General features: G+C 37.3%; 27 protein-coding genes. All 27 read left to right on the top strand.

Annotated elements, in window-relative coordinates:
* Positions 1 to 8: 8 nt before the first annotated feature.
* The 27 genes from M2265_RS14440 to rpsK all read left to right on the top strand — a co-directional run bounded on the left by M2265_RS14440 (position 9) and on the right by rpsK (position 14292).
* Positions 9 to 1283, top strand: coding sequence for a glycoside hydrolase family 88 protein (locus M2265_RS14440; protein WP_132771542.1), 1275 nt, complete (start codon positions 9 to 11; stop codon positions 1281 to 1283).
* A gap of 374 nt (positions 1284 to 1657) precedes the next feature.
* Positions 1658 to 2275, top strand: a complete 618-nt coding sequence (gene rplC / locus M2265_RS14435; protein ID WP_132771541.1) for a 50S ribosomal protein L3 — start codon at positions 1658 to 1660, stop codon at positions 2273 to 2275.
* 3 nt (positions 2276 to 2278) lie between these two features.
* Positions 2279 to 2908, top strand: coding sequence for a 50S ribosomal protein L4 (gene rplD / locus M2265_RS14430; protein ID WP_021189656.1), 630 nt, complete (start codon positions 2279 to 2281; stop codon positions 2906 to 2908).
* 1 nt (position 2909) lies between these two features.
* Positions 2910 to 3200 carry a 50S ribosomal protein L23 gene (rplW, locus tag M2265_RS14425; protein ID WP_021189655.1) on the top strand — a complete coding sequence of 97 codons (291 nt, stop codon included), beginning with the start codon at positions 2910 to 2912 and terminating at the stop codon, positions 3198 to 3200.
* A 6-nt stretch (positions 3201 to 3206) separates the two neighbouring features.
* Positions 3207 to 4034, top strand: coding sequence for a 50S ribosomal protein L2 (gene rplB, locus M2265_RS14420; protein WP_021189654.1), 828 nt, complete (start codon positions 3207 to 3209; stop codon positions 4032 to 4034).
* A complete protein-coding gene (gene rpsS / locus M2265_RS14415) occupies positions 4034 to 4300 on the top strand; it encodes a 30S ribosomal protein S19 (protein WP_021189653.1) in 267 nt (88 codons plus the stop codon). Before rplB ends, rpsS begins: the two co-directional genes overlap by 1 nt.
* Positions 4301 to 4306: 6 nt before the next feature.
* Positions 4307 to 4741: a 50S ribosomal protein L22 gene (rplV, locus tag M2265_RS14410; RefSeq protein WP_021189652.1), complete on the top strand. Its 435-nt coding sequence runs from the start codon at positions 4307 to 4309 to the stop codon at positions 4739 to 4741.
* A gap of 11 nt (positions 4742 to 4752) precedes the next feature.
* Positions 4753 to 5544, top strand: coding sequence for a 30S ribosomal protein S3 (gene rpsC / locus M2265_RS14405; protein WP_021189651.1), 792 nt, complete (start codon positions 4753 to 4755; stop codon positions 5542 to 5544).
* 57 nt (positions 5545 to 5601) lie between these two features.
* Positions 5602 to 6024: a 50S ribosomal protein L16 gene (gene rplP / locus M2265_RS14400; protein ID WP_021189650.1), complete on the top strand. Its 423-nt coding sequence runs from the start codon at positions 5602 to 5604 to the stop codon at positions 6022 to 6024.
* Positions 6025 to 6116: 92 nt separating this feature from the next.
* Complete coding sequence (rpmC, locus tag M2265_RS14395; protein ID WP_021189649.1) at positions 6117 to 6335, top strand: 50S ribosomal protein L29; 219 nt, start codon at positions 6117 to 6119, stop codon at positions 6333 to 6335.
* A gap of 12 nt (positions 6336 to 6347) precedes the next feature.
* Positions 6348 to 6602, top strand: a complete 255-nt coding sequence (gene rpsQ / locus M2265_RS14390; protein WP_021189648.1) for a 30S ribosomal protein S17 — start codon at positions 6348 to 6350, stop codon at positions 6600 to 6602.
* A 1-nt stretch (position 6603) separates the two neighbouring features.
* Positions 6604 to 6972, top strand: a complete 369-nt coding sequence (rplN, locus tag M2265_RS14385) for a 50S ribosomal protein L14 (RefSeq protein WP_021189647.1) — start codon at positions 6604 to 6606, stop codon at positions 6970 to 6972.
* Between the two features lie 2 nt (positions 6973 to 6974).
* Entirely contained in the window at positions 6975 to 7322 is a 348-nt protein-coding gene (gene rplX, locus M2265_RS14380; protein WP_132771540.1) for a 50S ribosomal protein L24, read from the top strand.
* A complete protein-coding gene (rplE, locus tag M2265_RS14375; RefSeq protein WP_132771539.1) occupies positions 7322 to 7891 on the top strand; it encodes a 50S ribosomal protein L5 in 570 nt (189 codons plus the stop codon). Before rplX ends, rplE begins: the two co-directional genes overlap by 1 nt.
* The gene (gene rpsN / locus M2265_RS14370) at positions 7884 to 8153 is read left to right on the top strand and encodes a 30S ribosomal protein S14 (RefSeq protein WP_021190937.1); all 270 of its coding nucleotides are present in this window, start codon (positions 7884 to 7886) and stop codon (positions 8151 to 8153) included. Before rplE ends, rpsN begins: the two co-directional genes overlap by 8 nt.
* Before the next feature lie 134 nt (positions 8154 to 8287).
* Positions 8288 to 8689 (top strand): 30S ribosomal protein S8, encoded by a 402-nt coding sequence (rpsH, locus tag M2265_RS14365; protein ID WP_232789439.1) that lies wholly within the window; start codon positions 8288 to 8290, stop codon positions 8687 to 8689.
* A 20-nt stretch (positions 8690 to 8709) separates the two neighbouring features.
* A complete protein-coding gene (rplF, locus tag M2265_RS14360) occupies positions 8710 to 9264 on the top strand; it encodes a 50S ribosomal protein L6 (protein ID WP_021190939.1) in 555 nt (184 codons plus the stop codon).
* Entirely contained in the window at positions 9261 to 9623 is a 363-nt protein-coding gene (rplR, locus tag M2265_RS14355) for a 50S ribosomal protein L18 (protein WP_183916730.1), read from the top strand. The genes rplF and rplR overlap by 4 nt, the downstream gene beginning before the upstream one ends.
* A gap of 11 nt (positions 9624 to 9634) precedes the next feature.
* Positions 9635 to 10153: a 30S ribosomal protein S5 gene (gene rpsE, locus M2265_RS14350; protein ID WP_132771537.1), complete on the top strand. Its 519-nt coding sequence runs from the start codon at positions 9635 to 9637 to the stop codon at positions 10151 to 10153.
* A 5-nt stretch (positions 10154 to 10158) separates the two neighbouring features.
* Positions 10159 to 10338 (top strand): 50S ribosomal protein L30, encoded by a 180-nt coding sequence (gene rpmD / locus M2265_RS14345; RefSeq protein WP_021190941.1) that lies wholly within the window; start codon positions 10159 to 10161, stop codon positions 10336 to 10338.
* A 114-nt stretch (positions 10339 to 10452) separates the two neighbouring features.
* The gene (rplO, locus tag M2265_RS14340) at positions 10453 to 10899 is read left to right on the top strand and encodes a 50S ribosomal protein L15 (protein WP_132771536.1); all 447 of its coding nucleotides are present in this window, start codon (positions 10453 to 10455) and stop codon (positions 10897 to 10899) included.
* A 3-nt stretch (positions 10900 to 10902) separates the two neighbouring features.
* Positions 10903 to 12240, top strand: coding sequence for a preprotein translocase subunit SecY (gene secY, locus M2265_RS14335; protein ID WP_038695510.1), 1338 nt, complete (start codon positions 10903 to 10905; stop codon positions 12238 to 12240).
* Between the two features lie 9 nt (positions 12241 to 12249).
* On the top strand, positions 12250 to 13032 hold the full coding sequence (gene map / locus M2265_RS14330) for a type I methionyl aminopeptidase (protein ID WP_132771535.1): 783 nt from the start codon (positions 12250 to 12252) through the stop codon (positions 13030 to 13032).
* A gap of 74 nt (positions 13033 to 13106) precedes the next feature.
* Positions 13107 to 13325 (top strand): translation initiation factor IF-1, encoded by a 219-nt coding sequence (gene infA / locus M2265_RS14325; RefSeq protein WP_002997456.1) that lies wholly within the window; start codon positions 13107 to 13109, stop codon positions 13323 to 13325.
* Positions 13326 to 13370: 45 nt separating this feature from the next.
* Positions 13371 to 13487 (top strand): 50S ribosomal protein L36, encoded by a 117-nt coding sequence (rpmJ, locus tag M2265_RS14320; RefSeq protein WP_038702005.1) that lies wholly within the window; start codon positions 13371 to 13373, stop codon positions 13485 to 13487.
* Positions 13488 to 13514: 27 nt separating this feature from the next.
* The gene (rpsM, locus tag M2265_RS14315) at positions 13515 to 13892 is read left to right on the top strand and encodes a 30S ribosomal protein S13 (RefSeq protein ID WP_132771534.1); all 378 of its coding nucleotides are present in this window, start codon (positions 13515 to 13517) and stop codon (positions 13890 to 13892) included.
* 10 nt (positions 13893 to 13902) lie between these two features.
* On the top strand, positions 13903 to 14292 hold the full coding sequence (rpsK, locus tag M2265_RS14310) for a 30S ribosomal protein S11 (RefSeq protein WP_021190946.1): 390 nt from the start codon (positions 13903 to 13905) through the stop codon (positions 14290 to 14292).
* Positions 14293 to 14302: the final 10 nt, after the last annotated feature.

Raw genomic sequence — 14302 nt, 5'->3', positions numbered from 1 at the left:
CGTTTTAAATGAACATTCGAAATTATTTAATCCTATTTGGAATAGTAGGATTTGCTCTTCAAGGGGTTTCGTGCCAGACTAAAAGAGGGCTTGCCAAGAATAAGTTAAACCTTGATTCAGCTTTTGTGAATGAAAATCTGGAAGATGCAAAAAAACAAATTAGTTACCTCGCTGCTTCTGTTAAAGAAGCCGATATTCCTACGACTTTCCAAAATGGTAAATATGTGAATTGGGGGTCTAGTTGGTGGTGTTCTGGTTTTTATCCAGGTACTGTATTGTATCTTTACGAATATTCGAATGATACGAAATTGTTAGATGAGGCTAAACGAAAGTTGAAATATTTAGAAAAAGAAAAGAATAATAAAGGTACGCATGACCTGGGTTTTATGCTTTACTGCAGTTTTGGAAATGCATTAAGATTGACAAATGATTCTAGTGCTTATAAGAATGTGCTGAGTACAGGTGCTGCTTCTTTGGCTACACGTTATAAGGATGCGACAAAAACTATTCGATCATGGGATGGTGGTAAGAATTGGGATGGGCAATCTTGGACTTATCCGGTTATTATAGATAATATGATGAATTTAGAGTTTTTAATTGAGGTATCCAAGATGACAGGTAATTCAAGTTATGCTGACATCGCAATTAAACATGCGGATGCAACAATGATCAATCATTATAGAAAAGACTATAGTTCTTATCATGTTGTTGATTATAACAGTAAGGATGGAAGTATAATCTCGAAGAAGACTGCGCAAGGGGCTTTTGATGAATCAGCTTGGTCTAGAGGCCAAGCCTGGGGTTTGTATGGATATACCATGATGTTTAGAGAAACTAAGGATCAAAAATATCTACGACAGGCACGAAATATTGCAAATTTTTATTTGAATCATCCAAATTTGCCCCAAGATTTAATTCCGTACTGGGACATGGATCAAAATAAATTAAGTGCTTCAAGTAAATATTACAAACAGAAAGATCTGCGTGATGTATCAACTGCTGCTGTAATGGCTTCTGCTTTATTGGAACTTGCTCAATATACTGATGGGGCTGAAAGTCAATTATATATTGTCAAAGCAGAACAAATGTTGCGGTCATTATCTTCTAAACCTTATAAGGCGGAGTATAAGGAAGCTGGTGGTTATATACTGAAACATAGTGTGGGATCTATTCCACATGAGACAGAAGTTGACGTTCCATTGACTTATGCGGACTATTATTATGTAGAAGCTTTAGTCCGATATAAAAGACTGTTGGATGGGCAGTCTGTCATTAAAATGTAGATTATTGTTAATTTAAAAAGGCACATGAACTATCCGCAGATTATATGCTATGGATAGTTTTTTTGAGTTTTTTATGTTTGTATTGGTTGTATAATATCTTATTATTTCCCATTAAGCTCTGATAATTTATCTTCTTATTATATATTATTGAATTAGGATGCTCACTTACTGTTCTTGTTATTTCTCAATTTATTTTAATATCTCGATTAGTTAGTTTTTTAAATATTCGATCTAGACAAAAAAATAAAAAAATAATGTGCTAATAATTTGGTAGTTAGAAATTTCTTCGTACTTTTGCAATCCCTTATTGGGGGAAATACGTCTTGAGCGAAGCCCTACTGCTTCGATGGACTTTTAATTAATTAATTTACAACATGTCAGGTATTATTGGAAAAAAAGTAGGAATGACAAGCCTGTTTGATGCAGAGGGAAAAAACATTCCGTGTACTGTTATTCAAGCTGGTCCGTGCGTGGTTACGCAGATACGTACGGAAGAGAAAGATGGCTACGCTGCTGTTCAACTTGGCTTCGATGAAGCTAAAGAAAAGAACACAACGAATTCTTTAAAAGGGCACTTTGCGAAAGCAAATACAACGCCTAAGCGTAAGCTGGTAGAGTTTAAAACTTTCCCAGATGCAAAACAACTTGGTGACGTAGTTGACGTTACACTATTTGAAGAAGGGGAGTATGTTGACGTAGTCGGTACTTCTAAAGGTAAAGGTTTTCAAGGTGTAATGAAACGTCATGGATTTGGTGGTGTAGGTGGTGCGACTCACGGTCAGCACAACAGATTACGTGCTCCAGGTTCAATTGGTGCGGCTTCTTGGCCTTCACGTGTATTTAAAGGTATGCGTATGGCAGGTCGTATGGGTGGTGACAGAATTAAAGTTCAAAACTTACAAGTTTTGAAAATTTATGCTGATCAAAACCTAATCGTTGTTAGTGGTTCCATCCCAGGAGCTAAAGGTTCTTATGTAGTTGTAGACAAATAGGAAATGGAAGTTAAAGTTTTAAATTTATCAGGTAAAGAAACAGGTGCCAAGGTGCAACTTCCTGAGTCGGTATTTGGGTTAGAGCCTAACGATCATGCGATCTATTTGGACGTGAAACAATACTTAGCGAATCAACGCCAAGGAACTCACAAATCTAAACAACGTAATGAAATCGCGGGTTCAACTCGTAAATTACACAAACAAAAAGGTACTGGTGGTGCTCGTGCGGGTTCTATCAAATCTCCATTGTTTAATGGTGGTGGTCGTGTATTCGGTCCTCAACCACGTGATTACAGTTTCAAATTGAATAAAAAATTGAAACAAGTAGCACGTAAATCAGCGTTAAGCTACAAAGCAATTGATAACAATGTTGTAGTATTGGATGAAGTTAAATTTGACTCAATCAAAACTAAAAATTATGTTGCTTTTGTAAATGCTTTGAATGTAGCAGATGAGAAAACTTTATTGGTTTTATCAGCGCAAGATAATAACGTTTATTTATCAAGCAGAAACTTGAAGAAAGTAAAAGTAACAACTGTAGATCAATTAAATACATATGATGTATTAAATGCGGCTAAGTTATTATTTACTACAGGTTCGCTTAAAACTTTGGAGGAGGCATTAGCTAAGTAATATGGACATTATTAAAAAACCTATCTTAACTGAGAAAGCTTCATTTTTAACGGAAAAATTAAACCGTTATGCTTTCAAAGTAGATCACAGAGCTAACAAAATTCAGATCAAAACAGCTATTGAGGCTATGTTTGGTGTTACTGTTCTTGCGGTTAATACTGCAGTAGTAGCAGGTAAAGCAAAAAGCCGTTACACAAAAGCAGGTTTCGTATCTGGTAGAGCTCCTAAGTATAAAAAAGCTGTCATTACAATTAAAGATGGCGAAACTATTGACTTTTACAGTACTATATAATTAGAGATGGCAGTTAAAAGATTCAAACCGGTAACCCCTGGTACTCGTTTCAGAGTAGGCGCTGACTATTCTGACGTAACAACTAATGTTCCTGAAAAATCATTAGTAGTTGGAAGCAACAAAAGATCGGGCGGTCGTAATAAATCCGGTAAAATGACTATGCGTTACATCGGTGGGGGACACAAGAAAGTATACCGATTAATAGATTTCAAACGCGATAAAAAAGATATCCCTGCAACAGTAGCTACAATTGAGTACGATCCAAACCGTACAGCACGTATTGCATTATTGCATTATGCTGATGGTGAGAAACGTTACATCATCGCTCCAGCTGGTTTAAAAGTTGGAATGACTGTAGTAGCAGGTGAAAAAGTTGCCCCAGAAGTAGGTAATACTATTCCATTAGCAAATATTCCATTGGGTTCTATCATCCATAACATTGAGTTGAACCCTGGTCAAGGTGGTTCAATCGCTCGTTCGGCTGGTACTTATGCGCAATTGTCTGCTCGTGATGGTAAATACGCTATTATTAAATTACCTTCAAGTGAAACACGTATGATCTTATTGACTTGCGTGGCTACAATCGGTTCGGTATCTAATCACGATAGAAGAATTGAAGTGTTAGGTAAGGCTGGTCGTAACCGTTGGTTAGGACGTCGTCCAAGAGTTCGTGGTGTAGCTATGAACCCTGTCGATCACCCTATGGGTGGTGGTGAGGGTCGTACCTCAGGAGGTCAGCCTCGTTCACGCACAGGTGTTTTAGCTAAAGGCTTTAAAACACGCGACAAGAAGAAAACATCGAATCGTTACATCATTGAGAGAAGGAAAAAATAATGGCTCGTTCAATTAAAAAAGGTCCTTATATCGATCACAACTTAGAAGGAAAAGTTCTTTCTATGAATGAAACTAACAAAAAGTCAGTTATCAAAACATGGTCTCGCAGATCAATGATTTCTCCTGATTTTGTTGGTCATACCTTTGCAGTGCACAACGGGAATAAATTTATCCCTGTTTATGTAACGGAAAACATGGTAGGTCACAAATTAGGCGAATTCGCTCCTACGCGTACATTCAGAGGCCACGCAGAAAAGAAAAAATAATAGGTAATGGAAGCAACAAAAAAACTTAAAAAGTCTGTTTTAATAAAACAGCGCAAAGAGCAAGAGAAAGCTCAAATAGGAGGAGCTTCTACTGCCAAATTATTAAATTGCCCTACTTCACCTCGTAAGATGCGTTTAGTAGTGGACTTAATTCGTGGCGAGAAAGTAGAGAATGCTTTATATATTTTGAAGCATACAAGCAAGGAAGCAGCAATCCGTGTAGAGAAATTATTATTATCTGCAATTAAAAACTGGGAAGCTAAAAACGAAGGTAAATCAGTTGAAGATAGTCAATTATACGTTAAAGAAGTATCAGTAGCAGGTGGTCGTCAATTGAAAAGATTACGTCCAGCTCCTCAAGGTCGCGGTTACAGAATTCGTAAACGTTCAAACCATGTTACTTTGATCGTTGACAGTAAATCTAACGTTGAACAAAACTAATTTATTGAGAAATGGGACAAAAAGCAAATCCAATAGGTAGCAGATTAGGAATCATCAGAGGTTGGGATTCTAATTGGTTCGGAGGAAAAAACTATGCCGATAAATTAGTAGAAGACGAAAAGATTAGAAAATATCTTTCTGTTCGTATAGCAAAAGGTGGTGTAGCAAAAGTTGTTATTGAAAGAACTTTAAAACGTATCACAGTAACTATTCATACAGCAAGACCTGGTATCGTTATCGGTAAAGGTGGTCAGGAAGTTGATAAGATTAAAGAAGAGTTAAAGAAAATCACTAAGAAAGATGTTCAAATTAACATTTTCGAGATCAAACGTCCTGAGTTAGATGCAAAATTAGTAGCTGAAGGTATCGCTAAGCAATTAGAGGCTCGTATTTCATTCCGTCGTGCAATGAAAACTACAATTGCTTCGACAATGCGTATGGGTGCTGAAGGTATCAAAGTAATGTGTTCTGGTCGTTTAGGTGGTGCTGAAATGGCACGTTCTGAGCAGTACAAAGAAGGAAGAACTCCTTTACACACATTACGTGCTGATATCGACTATGCATTAGCTGAAGCATTAACTACTTACGGTAAAATCGGTATCAAAGTTTGGATCTGTAAAGGTGAGGTTTACGGTAAACGTGACTTATCTCCAAACATTGGTCAAGCTTCTGGTGTGAAAACGCGTGGTGGAAACGAAGGTGGTGCTGATCGCCGTGACAACCGTAAAGGTGGTCGTGGTGGTGACCGTCGTGGTGGAAACAATAATCGTGGTGGAAACAACCGTGGTGCAAAAAGAGATTAATTAATAATAAGATTTTAATATATCCCGTCTCTGGCGGGATTAAAATAGATAACGAACATGTTACAGCCAAAAAGAACAAAGTTCAGAAAGATGCAGAAAGGACGTATGAAAGGTAACGCTTCTCGTGGAGCAGAGTTAGCTTTCGGTTCATTCGGTATCAAATCATTGGAGGAAGCATGGATCACAAGCCGTCAAATCGAGGCAGCTCGTATTGCAGTGACACGTTACATGAAACGTGAAGGTCAAGTTTGGATCCGTATCTTCCCTGATAAACCTGTTACTAAAAAACCTGCAGAGGTACGTATGGGTAAAGGTAAGGGAGCTCCAGAATACTGGGTTGCCGTAGTCCGCCCAGGCCGTATGTTATTTGAAGCAGAAGGAGTATCTTTAGAAATTGCTAAAGAAGCTTTACGCCTTGCTGCTCAGAAACTTCCGGTTCAAACTAAGTTTGTTATACGTAGAGATTACGTAGAAGCATAAATCGTTGGTAATATCATTTTTTTAGCCTTAGGACCGTTACTCCTAAGGCTATATATAAACTAATGATAACCCAATATAACAACTGAAATAAAATGAAAAATTCAGAAATTTTAGAATTATCAACAGAGGATCTAGCTGCTCGTTTAGTACAAGAGAAAGCTGCCCTTAGCAAATTGAAATTTGCACATGCTGTTTCTGCAATTGAGAACCCTAATGTAATCAAAACGGCTCGTAGAGAAATCGCTCGTCTTAGTACAGAGTTGACTGCTCGTAAAGCTGCTGCTAAAAAAGAAACAGCCTCTGAGGCATAAATTAAAGTCGAAATGGAAAGACAATTAAGAAAAACAAGAATCGGCTTAGTAGTTAGCAATAAAATGGAGAAATCTATCGTAGTAAAGGTTGAGCGTAAAGTGAAACACCCTATCTATGGTAAATTCGTTAAAAAAACTACTAAATTTACTGCTCATGACGAAACTAATACCTGTGGTATCGGCGATACGGTATTAATTATGGAAACTCGTCCGCTGAGTAAGACTAAGAATTGGAGATTAGTAGAAATATTAGAAAGAGCTAAATAACATGGTACAACAGGAATCAAGACTAAATGTTGCTGATAACAGCGGAGCTAAAGAAGTTTTAGTAATCCGTGTGTTAGGTGGCACAGGTAAGCGTTATGCTTCGATAGGTGATAAAATTGTTGTTACCATCAAAAGCGCTTTACCTTCAGGAAACGTAAAAAAAGGTACTGTTTCTAAAGCTGTAGTTGTTAGAACTAAAAAAGAAATTCGTCGTAAAGATGGTTCTTATATTCGTTTTGATGACAATGCTGCAGTATTATTAAATAATAATGATGAACCACGTGGTACACGTATCTTTGGCCCAGTTGCTAGAGAATTACGTGAGAAACAGTTCATGAAAATTGTATCACTAGCACCGGAGGTTTTATAATTATGGCATACAAAAAAACAACAACAACTACACACAAAATCAAGATCAAAAAAGGTGATTTAGTGAAAGTTATCGCTGGTAACTCTAAAGGTGTTCAAGGAAAAGTATTGCAAGTTTTAGTGGATGCTAATAGAGCTGTTGTAGAAGGCGCTAATATCATCAAAAAACACACTAAACCAAGTGCGGCTAATCCTAATGGTGGTATTATTGAAAAAGAAGCAGCTATCCATATTTCTAACTTAGCTTTCATTGATCCTAAAACAGGAGCTCCTACACGTGTAGGTCGTAAAGTTAACGAAGATGGTAAAATTGTTCGTGTAGCAAAAAAATCAGGGGAGGAAATTAAATAATGACTTACGTACCAAGATTAAAAGTGAAATATGCGGAGGAAATCCGTACTGCACTTAAAGAAAAATTCCAGTATAAAAGTGTTATGCAGGTTCCTAAGCTTGAGAAAATCGTTGTTTCACAAGGTGTAGGTGCTGCTACTTCAGATAAGAAATTAATTGATAATGCTCTTTCAGAGTTAACATTAATTACTGGTCAACAAGCTGTTGCAACTAAATCGAAAAAAGATATCTCAAACTTTAAATTACGTAAAGGTATGCCTGTTGGTGCACGTGTTACTTTGCGTGATAACAACATGTATGAGTTCTTAGATCGTTTAATCGCTGTATCACTTCCACGTATTCGTGACTTCCGTGGTATCAATGATAAAGGTTTCGACGGTAGAGGTAACTACAACTTAGGTATTACTGAGCAAATCATTTTCCCTGAGATCAACATTGATAAAATCAACAAAATTCAAGGTATGGACATCACTTTCGTGACTAGCGCAGGAAACGATGTTGAGGCTTTAGAATTGTTGAAACAATTCGGTTTACCATTTAAAAATCAAAATACTAATAACAATGGCTAAGGAAGGATTAAAAGCTCGCGAAGTAAAACGCGCTAAATTAGTAGCTAAATTTGCTGACAAACGTGCTGCGTTAAAAGCTGCTGGTGATTATGCTGCATTAGATAAATTACCTAAGAATGCTTCTCCAGTTCGTTTACACAACCGTTGTAAATTAACAGGACGTCCTAAAGGATATATGCGTCAATTCGGTATCTCTCGTGTTACATTCCGTGAGATGGCGTTAGACGGTAAGATCCCGGGGGTTAAAAAAGCTTCTTGGTAATATCAAAAAAATAAGTAATTTTGCCCCAGCAAATCTTATATAAGATTTGCTAGGGTTTTTTACGTTAAAATTTATTAATCGATAAAAGGTCTGTCCCAAAGGTTGGGAAGGAAACCGTTGTCACAATTTTATATATAATGAATACAGATCCAATAGCGGATTACCTTACACGAGTAAGGAATGCCATTAAGGCCAACCACAGGGTTGTTGAAATTCCTGCATCGAACCTTAAAAAAGAAATCACTAAAGTTCTTTTTGATAAAGGTTACATTGCTAATTACAAATTTGAAGAGACTGGAGTTCAAGGCACAATTAAAATTGCTTTGAAATACAATCCTATTAGCAAGATCTCGGCTATTCGTACGTTGACACGTGTGAGTAAACCTGGTTTAAGAAAGTATGCAAGTGTTGAGACTATGCCTCGTGTTTTGAATGGTTTGGGTATCGCTGTTTTGTCAACTTCTAAAGGAGTTATGACAGACAAAGAAGCTCGCTTACAAAATGTTGGCGGTGAAGTTTTATGTTACGTTTATTAATCTAGGAAAATCACAAAGAAATGTCAAGAATTGGAAAAGCGCCTATCGCTATACCTGCTGGTGTAACGGTGACTGTATCTGACAAGAATTTAGTTACGGTAAAGGGCCCTAAAGGTGAATTAACACAACAAGTTGATCGTGACATTACAGTTGCTCAAGAAGATGGTAACATCGTTGTAACTCGTGCTACAGATCAAAAAAGACACAAAGCATTACACGGATTATACCGCTCTCTATTGAGCAACATGGTTGTCGGTGTAACTGAAGGATACAAAACTACTCAAGAATTAGTCGGTGTAGGTTACCGTGCAGCATGTACTGGTAATGTATTAGAGTTAACTTTAGGTTTCTCTCACCAGATTGTATTTATGTTGCCAAAGGAAATTACAGCAACAACTACTGCAGATAAAGGTAAAAATCCTACTATCACTTTGGAATCTATCGACAAACAATTAATCGGTCAAATTGCAGCGAAAATCCGCGGTTTCCGTAAACCAGAGCCATACAAAGGTAAAGGTATTAAGTTTGTAGGTGAAGTATTAAGAAGAAAAGCAGGTAAATCAGCTAAAAAATAATAACCATGGCAGGACATAAAGCATCTCGTAGAGAGAGAATCAAAAAAGGAATCAGAAAACACCTGGCTGGATCAACAGAGCGTCCACGCTTGTCAGTTTTTAGAAGTAATAAAGGTATCTACGCTCAGATTATTGATGATGTTGCAGGAAAGACATTAGTGTCAGCTTCTAGCACTTCAAAAGATTTTGCTGCTTCAGGCAACAAAGTTGAGCAGTCAAAAGCAGTAGGTAAATTGGTTGCAGAAAAAGCAGTTGCAGCTGGAATTAGTAAAGTAGTTTTTGACCGTAATGGGTACTTATACCATGGCCGTATCAAATCTTTGGCTGAAGGTGCTCGCGAAGGCGGTTTAGACTTTTAATCATAGAAGAAATGGCATTAAGCAATATAAAAAGAGTAAAATCAAGCGAGATTGAATTAAAAGATCGCTTAGTAAGTATCCAACGTGTAGCTAAAGTTACTAAAGGTGGTCGTACTTTCAGTTTCTCTGCAATCGTGGTTGTAGGTGATGAAAACGGCATCGTTGGTTTCGGTTTAGGTAAAGCGAAAGAGGTTACTGAAGCAATTACGAAAGGAATTGATGACGCTAAGAAAAACTTAGTTAAAGTTCCTATTATCAAAGGTACTGTTCCTCACGCTCAATATGGTAAATATTCAGGTGGTTCAGTTTTGATTAAACCAGCAATCGCAGGTACAGGAGTTTTAGCAGGTGGTGCAATGCGTGCCGTATTAGAATCTGCAGGTATTAAAGACGTATTAGCAAAATCATTAGGTTCATCTAACCCACACAACGTGGTAAAGGCAACTATTGACGCTTTAGCTAATATGCGTGATGCGTACACAGTAGCACAGCACCGCGGTGTCGATTTAAACAAAGTATTTAACGGTTAATTATCATGGCAAAAATTAAAATCACCCAGATAAAGAGCGTTATCGACAGAAGCGAGCGCCAAAAGAAAACTATTGAGGCATTAGGGTTGAAAAGAATCAATCACTCAGTAGAAGTTGAAGCTACACCTGCTATCATTGGTATGGTGAGAAAAGTGAATCACTTAGTAGCTATCAGCACTATTTAATATTAGCATATGGAAAGGGCTTTAGGGTCTTTTCCATTACTTGCTATCAATCAATTTTTTAATAGTTAGGACCTGTTTAGTGAAAGCGAAGGCCTAACACAATTTAGTTTTAAAATGAACTTAAGTAATTTAAGACCTGCAAAAGGTTCCGTAAAAAATCGTAAACGTATTGGTCGTGGTACAGGTTCTGGTCGCGGTGGTACTTCTACACGTGGTCACAAAGGAGCAGGTTCTCGTTCAGGTCATAGTACAAAGATCGGTTTTGAAGGTGGTCAAATGCCTTTGCAACGTCGTGTGCCTAAATTTGGTTTCAAAAACTTAAACCGCGTAGAGTATAATGGTGTAAACTTAGATGCTTTGCAAGAATTAGTTGAGAAGCATAATTTGACTATTGTAACTTTGGAAGAATTAGTTGCTCATGGATTAGTAGCTAAGAAAGATAAAGTTAAGATCTTGGGTCGTGGTGAGTTGAAAGCAAAAGTTGAAGTTACAGCACATGCGTTCTCGGCTTCTGCTCAAGCAGCTATTGAAGCAGCAGGCGGTTCTATTGTTAAACTTTAATAAATGAAGAAACTAATCACAACCTTAACCAATATTTGGAAAATAGACGATTTACGTACACGTATTTTGAATACGTTGCTATTTCTTCTGATTTACCGTATTGGATGTCATATTGTATTACCTGGAGTTAATCCTCAAGCTTTGGCTTCCGGTCAAAAAGAAGGATTACTTGGGTTGCTAGATATGTTTGCAGGGGGGTCATTCTCTCGCTCAGCTATCTTTGCATTGGGTGTAATGCCTTATATCTCGGCATCCATTGTTGTTCAGTTACTGGGCATCGCGGTTCCTTATTTCCAAAAAATGCAGAAAGAGGGTGAAAGTGGTCGTACTAAAATGAATCAAATTACGCGCTATCTAACGTTAGCGATTACTTTGCTTCAAGCGTTTGCGTATGTTAGAACTCAAATTGAGCCTGCTGCGAAAACATTAGCAGATCCTATGTTCACTATTCTTACTGCAATAGTTTTGACAGCGGGTACTTTGTTTGTAATGTGGCTAGGAGAAAAGATTACTGATAAAGGTATTGGTAATGGTATTTCCTTGATCATTATGACTGGTATTATCGCACAATTGCCAAGTGGTATTACTGCGGAGTGGGTATCACGTATGAGTAAAGGTGGTGGTGGACCAATTCCATTATTATTGGAGTTTTTAGCTTTGTTCTTTGTCGTTGTATTTACAATTTTAATTGTACAAGGAGTTCGTAAGATTCCTGTTCAATATGCAAAGAAGATTGTTGGAAACAAACAAGTGGGTGGAGTAAGACAGTATATACCATTAAAGGTTAATGCTGCTGGTGTAATGCCAATCATTTTCGCGCAAGCGATTATGTTTGTGCCAATGAGTTTGGGTCAATTTTTCCCTAATCTTCAGTCTGATTTCTTAACATCGTTGAGTAACTATACATCTGTTGCTTATAATGTAACTTTTGCTGTTTTGATTATAGCATTTACATTTTTCTATACAGCAATTATGGTTAATCCTCAGCAGATGTCTGATGATATGAAGAAAAATGGTGGATTTGTTCCAGGTATCAAACCAGGTCTAGAAACAAGTAACTTTATTGATCGTGTGATTTCAAATATCACATTCCCGGGAGCAATTTTCCTTGCGATTATTGCTATATTACCTGCTATTGCAAGTTTATTCGGTATTAATAATCAATTTGCGCATTTCTACGGAGGTACGTCCTTATTGATTTTGGTAGGTGTTGTGTTGGATACTTTGCAACAAATTGAAAGCCACTTATTGATGCGTCACTATGACGGATTAATGAAAACTGGACGTATAAAAGGAAGAACTCCTGCGTCAGTTGAGGGTGTAGATCAGTCGGCAATTTAAATTCTTTAGATGTCTAAAGTATATTATAAATCAGAGGAAGAAATAGAGCAAGTGCGTTTGTCTGCAAATGTACTTTCGCAATTGCTTGGTGAAGTTGCTAAGGTTATTAAACCTGGCATCACCACCTTATCTCTTGATAAGTTAGCTTACGAGTTTATCCATGATAATGGTGGTACGCCTGCGTTCCTTAATTATCATGGATTTCCATACTCACTTTGTATTTCTGTTAACGATCAGATCGTTCATGGATTTCCAAGTGATTATATAATCAAAGATGGAGATCTTGTTTCTGTTGACGGTGGCGTAAATCTAAACGGTTTTATTAGTGATTCAGCCTACACTTTTGGTGTGGGTAATGTTACTGAAGAGGCCCAGCTGTTACTTGATGTAACAAAAGAATCTATGTACAAAGGCATAGAGCAAGCTGTAGCTGGAAAACGTGTTGGAGATATCGGTGCAGCTATACAGGAACATGTTTCTAAATATGGTTTTGGTATTGTACGAGAATTAGTTGGACATGGTGTCGGTTTTCATTTACATGAAAAACCTGAGGTGCCAAACTACGGTAAACGTGGTGCTGGTGCTAAGCTAGAGTCTGGTTTAGTTATTTGTATTGAACCAATGATCAACGCAGGAAAGGCAGGCGTGAAGTTTTGGGATGACGGATGGACAGTAAGTACTGTTGATGGTAAACTGTCGGCGCACTTCGAGCAAATGGTCGCTATTCGAAAAGGTGAACCCGATGTGCTGTTGACATTTGAACATGTAGAGAAAGTTTTAGGTGAAAAATAGTTGATTTTCAATTATTTTATATATCTTTGCACTCCTGTTTGCAGGCTATTTAACAAAATAATAATCAAGAATATATGGCTAAACAAGCCTCAATTGAACAAGATGGAATAATTAGAGAGGCACTTTCTAATGCTATGTTTAGGGTGGAATTGGAAAATGGGCATGAAATCATTGCTCATATTTCTGGTAAAATGCGTATGCACTATATCAAAATTTTGCCTGGGGATAAAGTTAAATTAGAAATGTCTCCTTATGATTTGACTAAAGGACGTATCACATACCGTTATAAATAACGGATTGGTAGTCTGATAGTGCAAGCTTTTGAAAATATTAAAATCATGAAAGTAAGAGCATCAATAAAAAAACGTAGCGCTGATTGTAAGATCATTCGTCGCAAAGGAAAAGTTTTTGTAATCAACAAAAAGAACCCTAAGTACAAACAACGTCAGGGTTAATTATTTAAAAATAATCGCTAAACATATATGGCAAGGATAGCAGGTATTGACTTACCTAAAAACAAAAGGGGTGTTATCGGCCTTACCTACATTTTTGGTATCGGTCGTACAACAGCAGAGCTTATCTTAGATAAGGCGGAAATCAGTCATGACATTAAAGTTCAAGATTGGAATGATGATCAGTTAGCAGCAATTCGTACTTTGATTTCTGATGAGATTAAAGTGGAAGGTGCTTTACGTTCTGAAATTCAATTAAACATTAAACGTTTAATGGATATCGGTTGTTACCGTGGATTACGTCACCGTAAGCATTTACCAGTTCGTGGTCAACGCACTAAAAACAACTCTCGTACTCGTAAGGGTAAACGTAAGACAGTTGCAAACAAGAAAAAGGCTACTAAATAAAAATTAAGAAATGGCTAAAACTAAAAAAGCTGCAAAAAAACGTATTGTTGTAATTGAGCCTGTTGGTCAAGCACACATCAATGCTACGTTTAATAATATCATTGTAACTTTGACTAATAATCAAGGTCAAACTATTTCTTGGTCAAGTGCTGGGAAAATGGGTTTTAGAGGGTCTAAAAAGAATACACCGTACGCGGCAGGACAAGCAGCAAATGACTGTGGAAAAGTTGCATACGATTTAGGTCTACGCAAAGTAGAAGTATTCGTAAAAGGACCTGGTGCTGGACGTGAGTCGGCTATCAGAACATTACAAACTGTTGGAATCGATGTGACTACTATCAAAGATATCACACCACTTCCTCACAACGGTTGTCGTCCTCCAAAACGTAGAAGAGTTTAATTAGGTTAAA

Source organism: Sphingobacterium kitahiroshimense (assembly GCF_025961315.1).
GTDB classification, from domain to species: Bacteria; Bacteroidota; Bacteroidia; order Sphingobacteriales; family Sphingobacteriaceae; genus Sphingobacterium; species Sphingobacterium anhuiense.
Note: the sequence above shows the minus strand (reverse complement) of the source record. Positions and strands in the feature narration are given on the sequence as shown.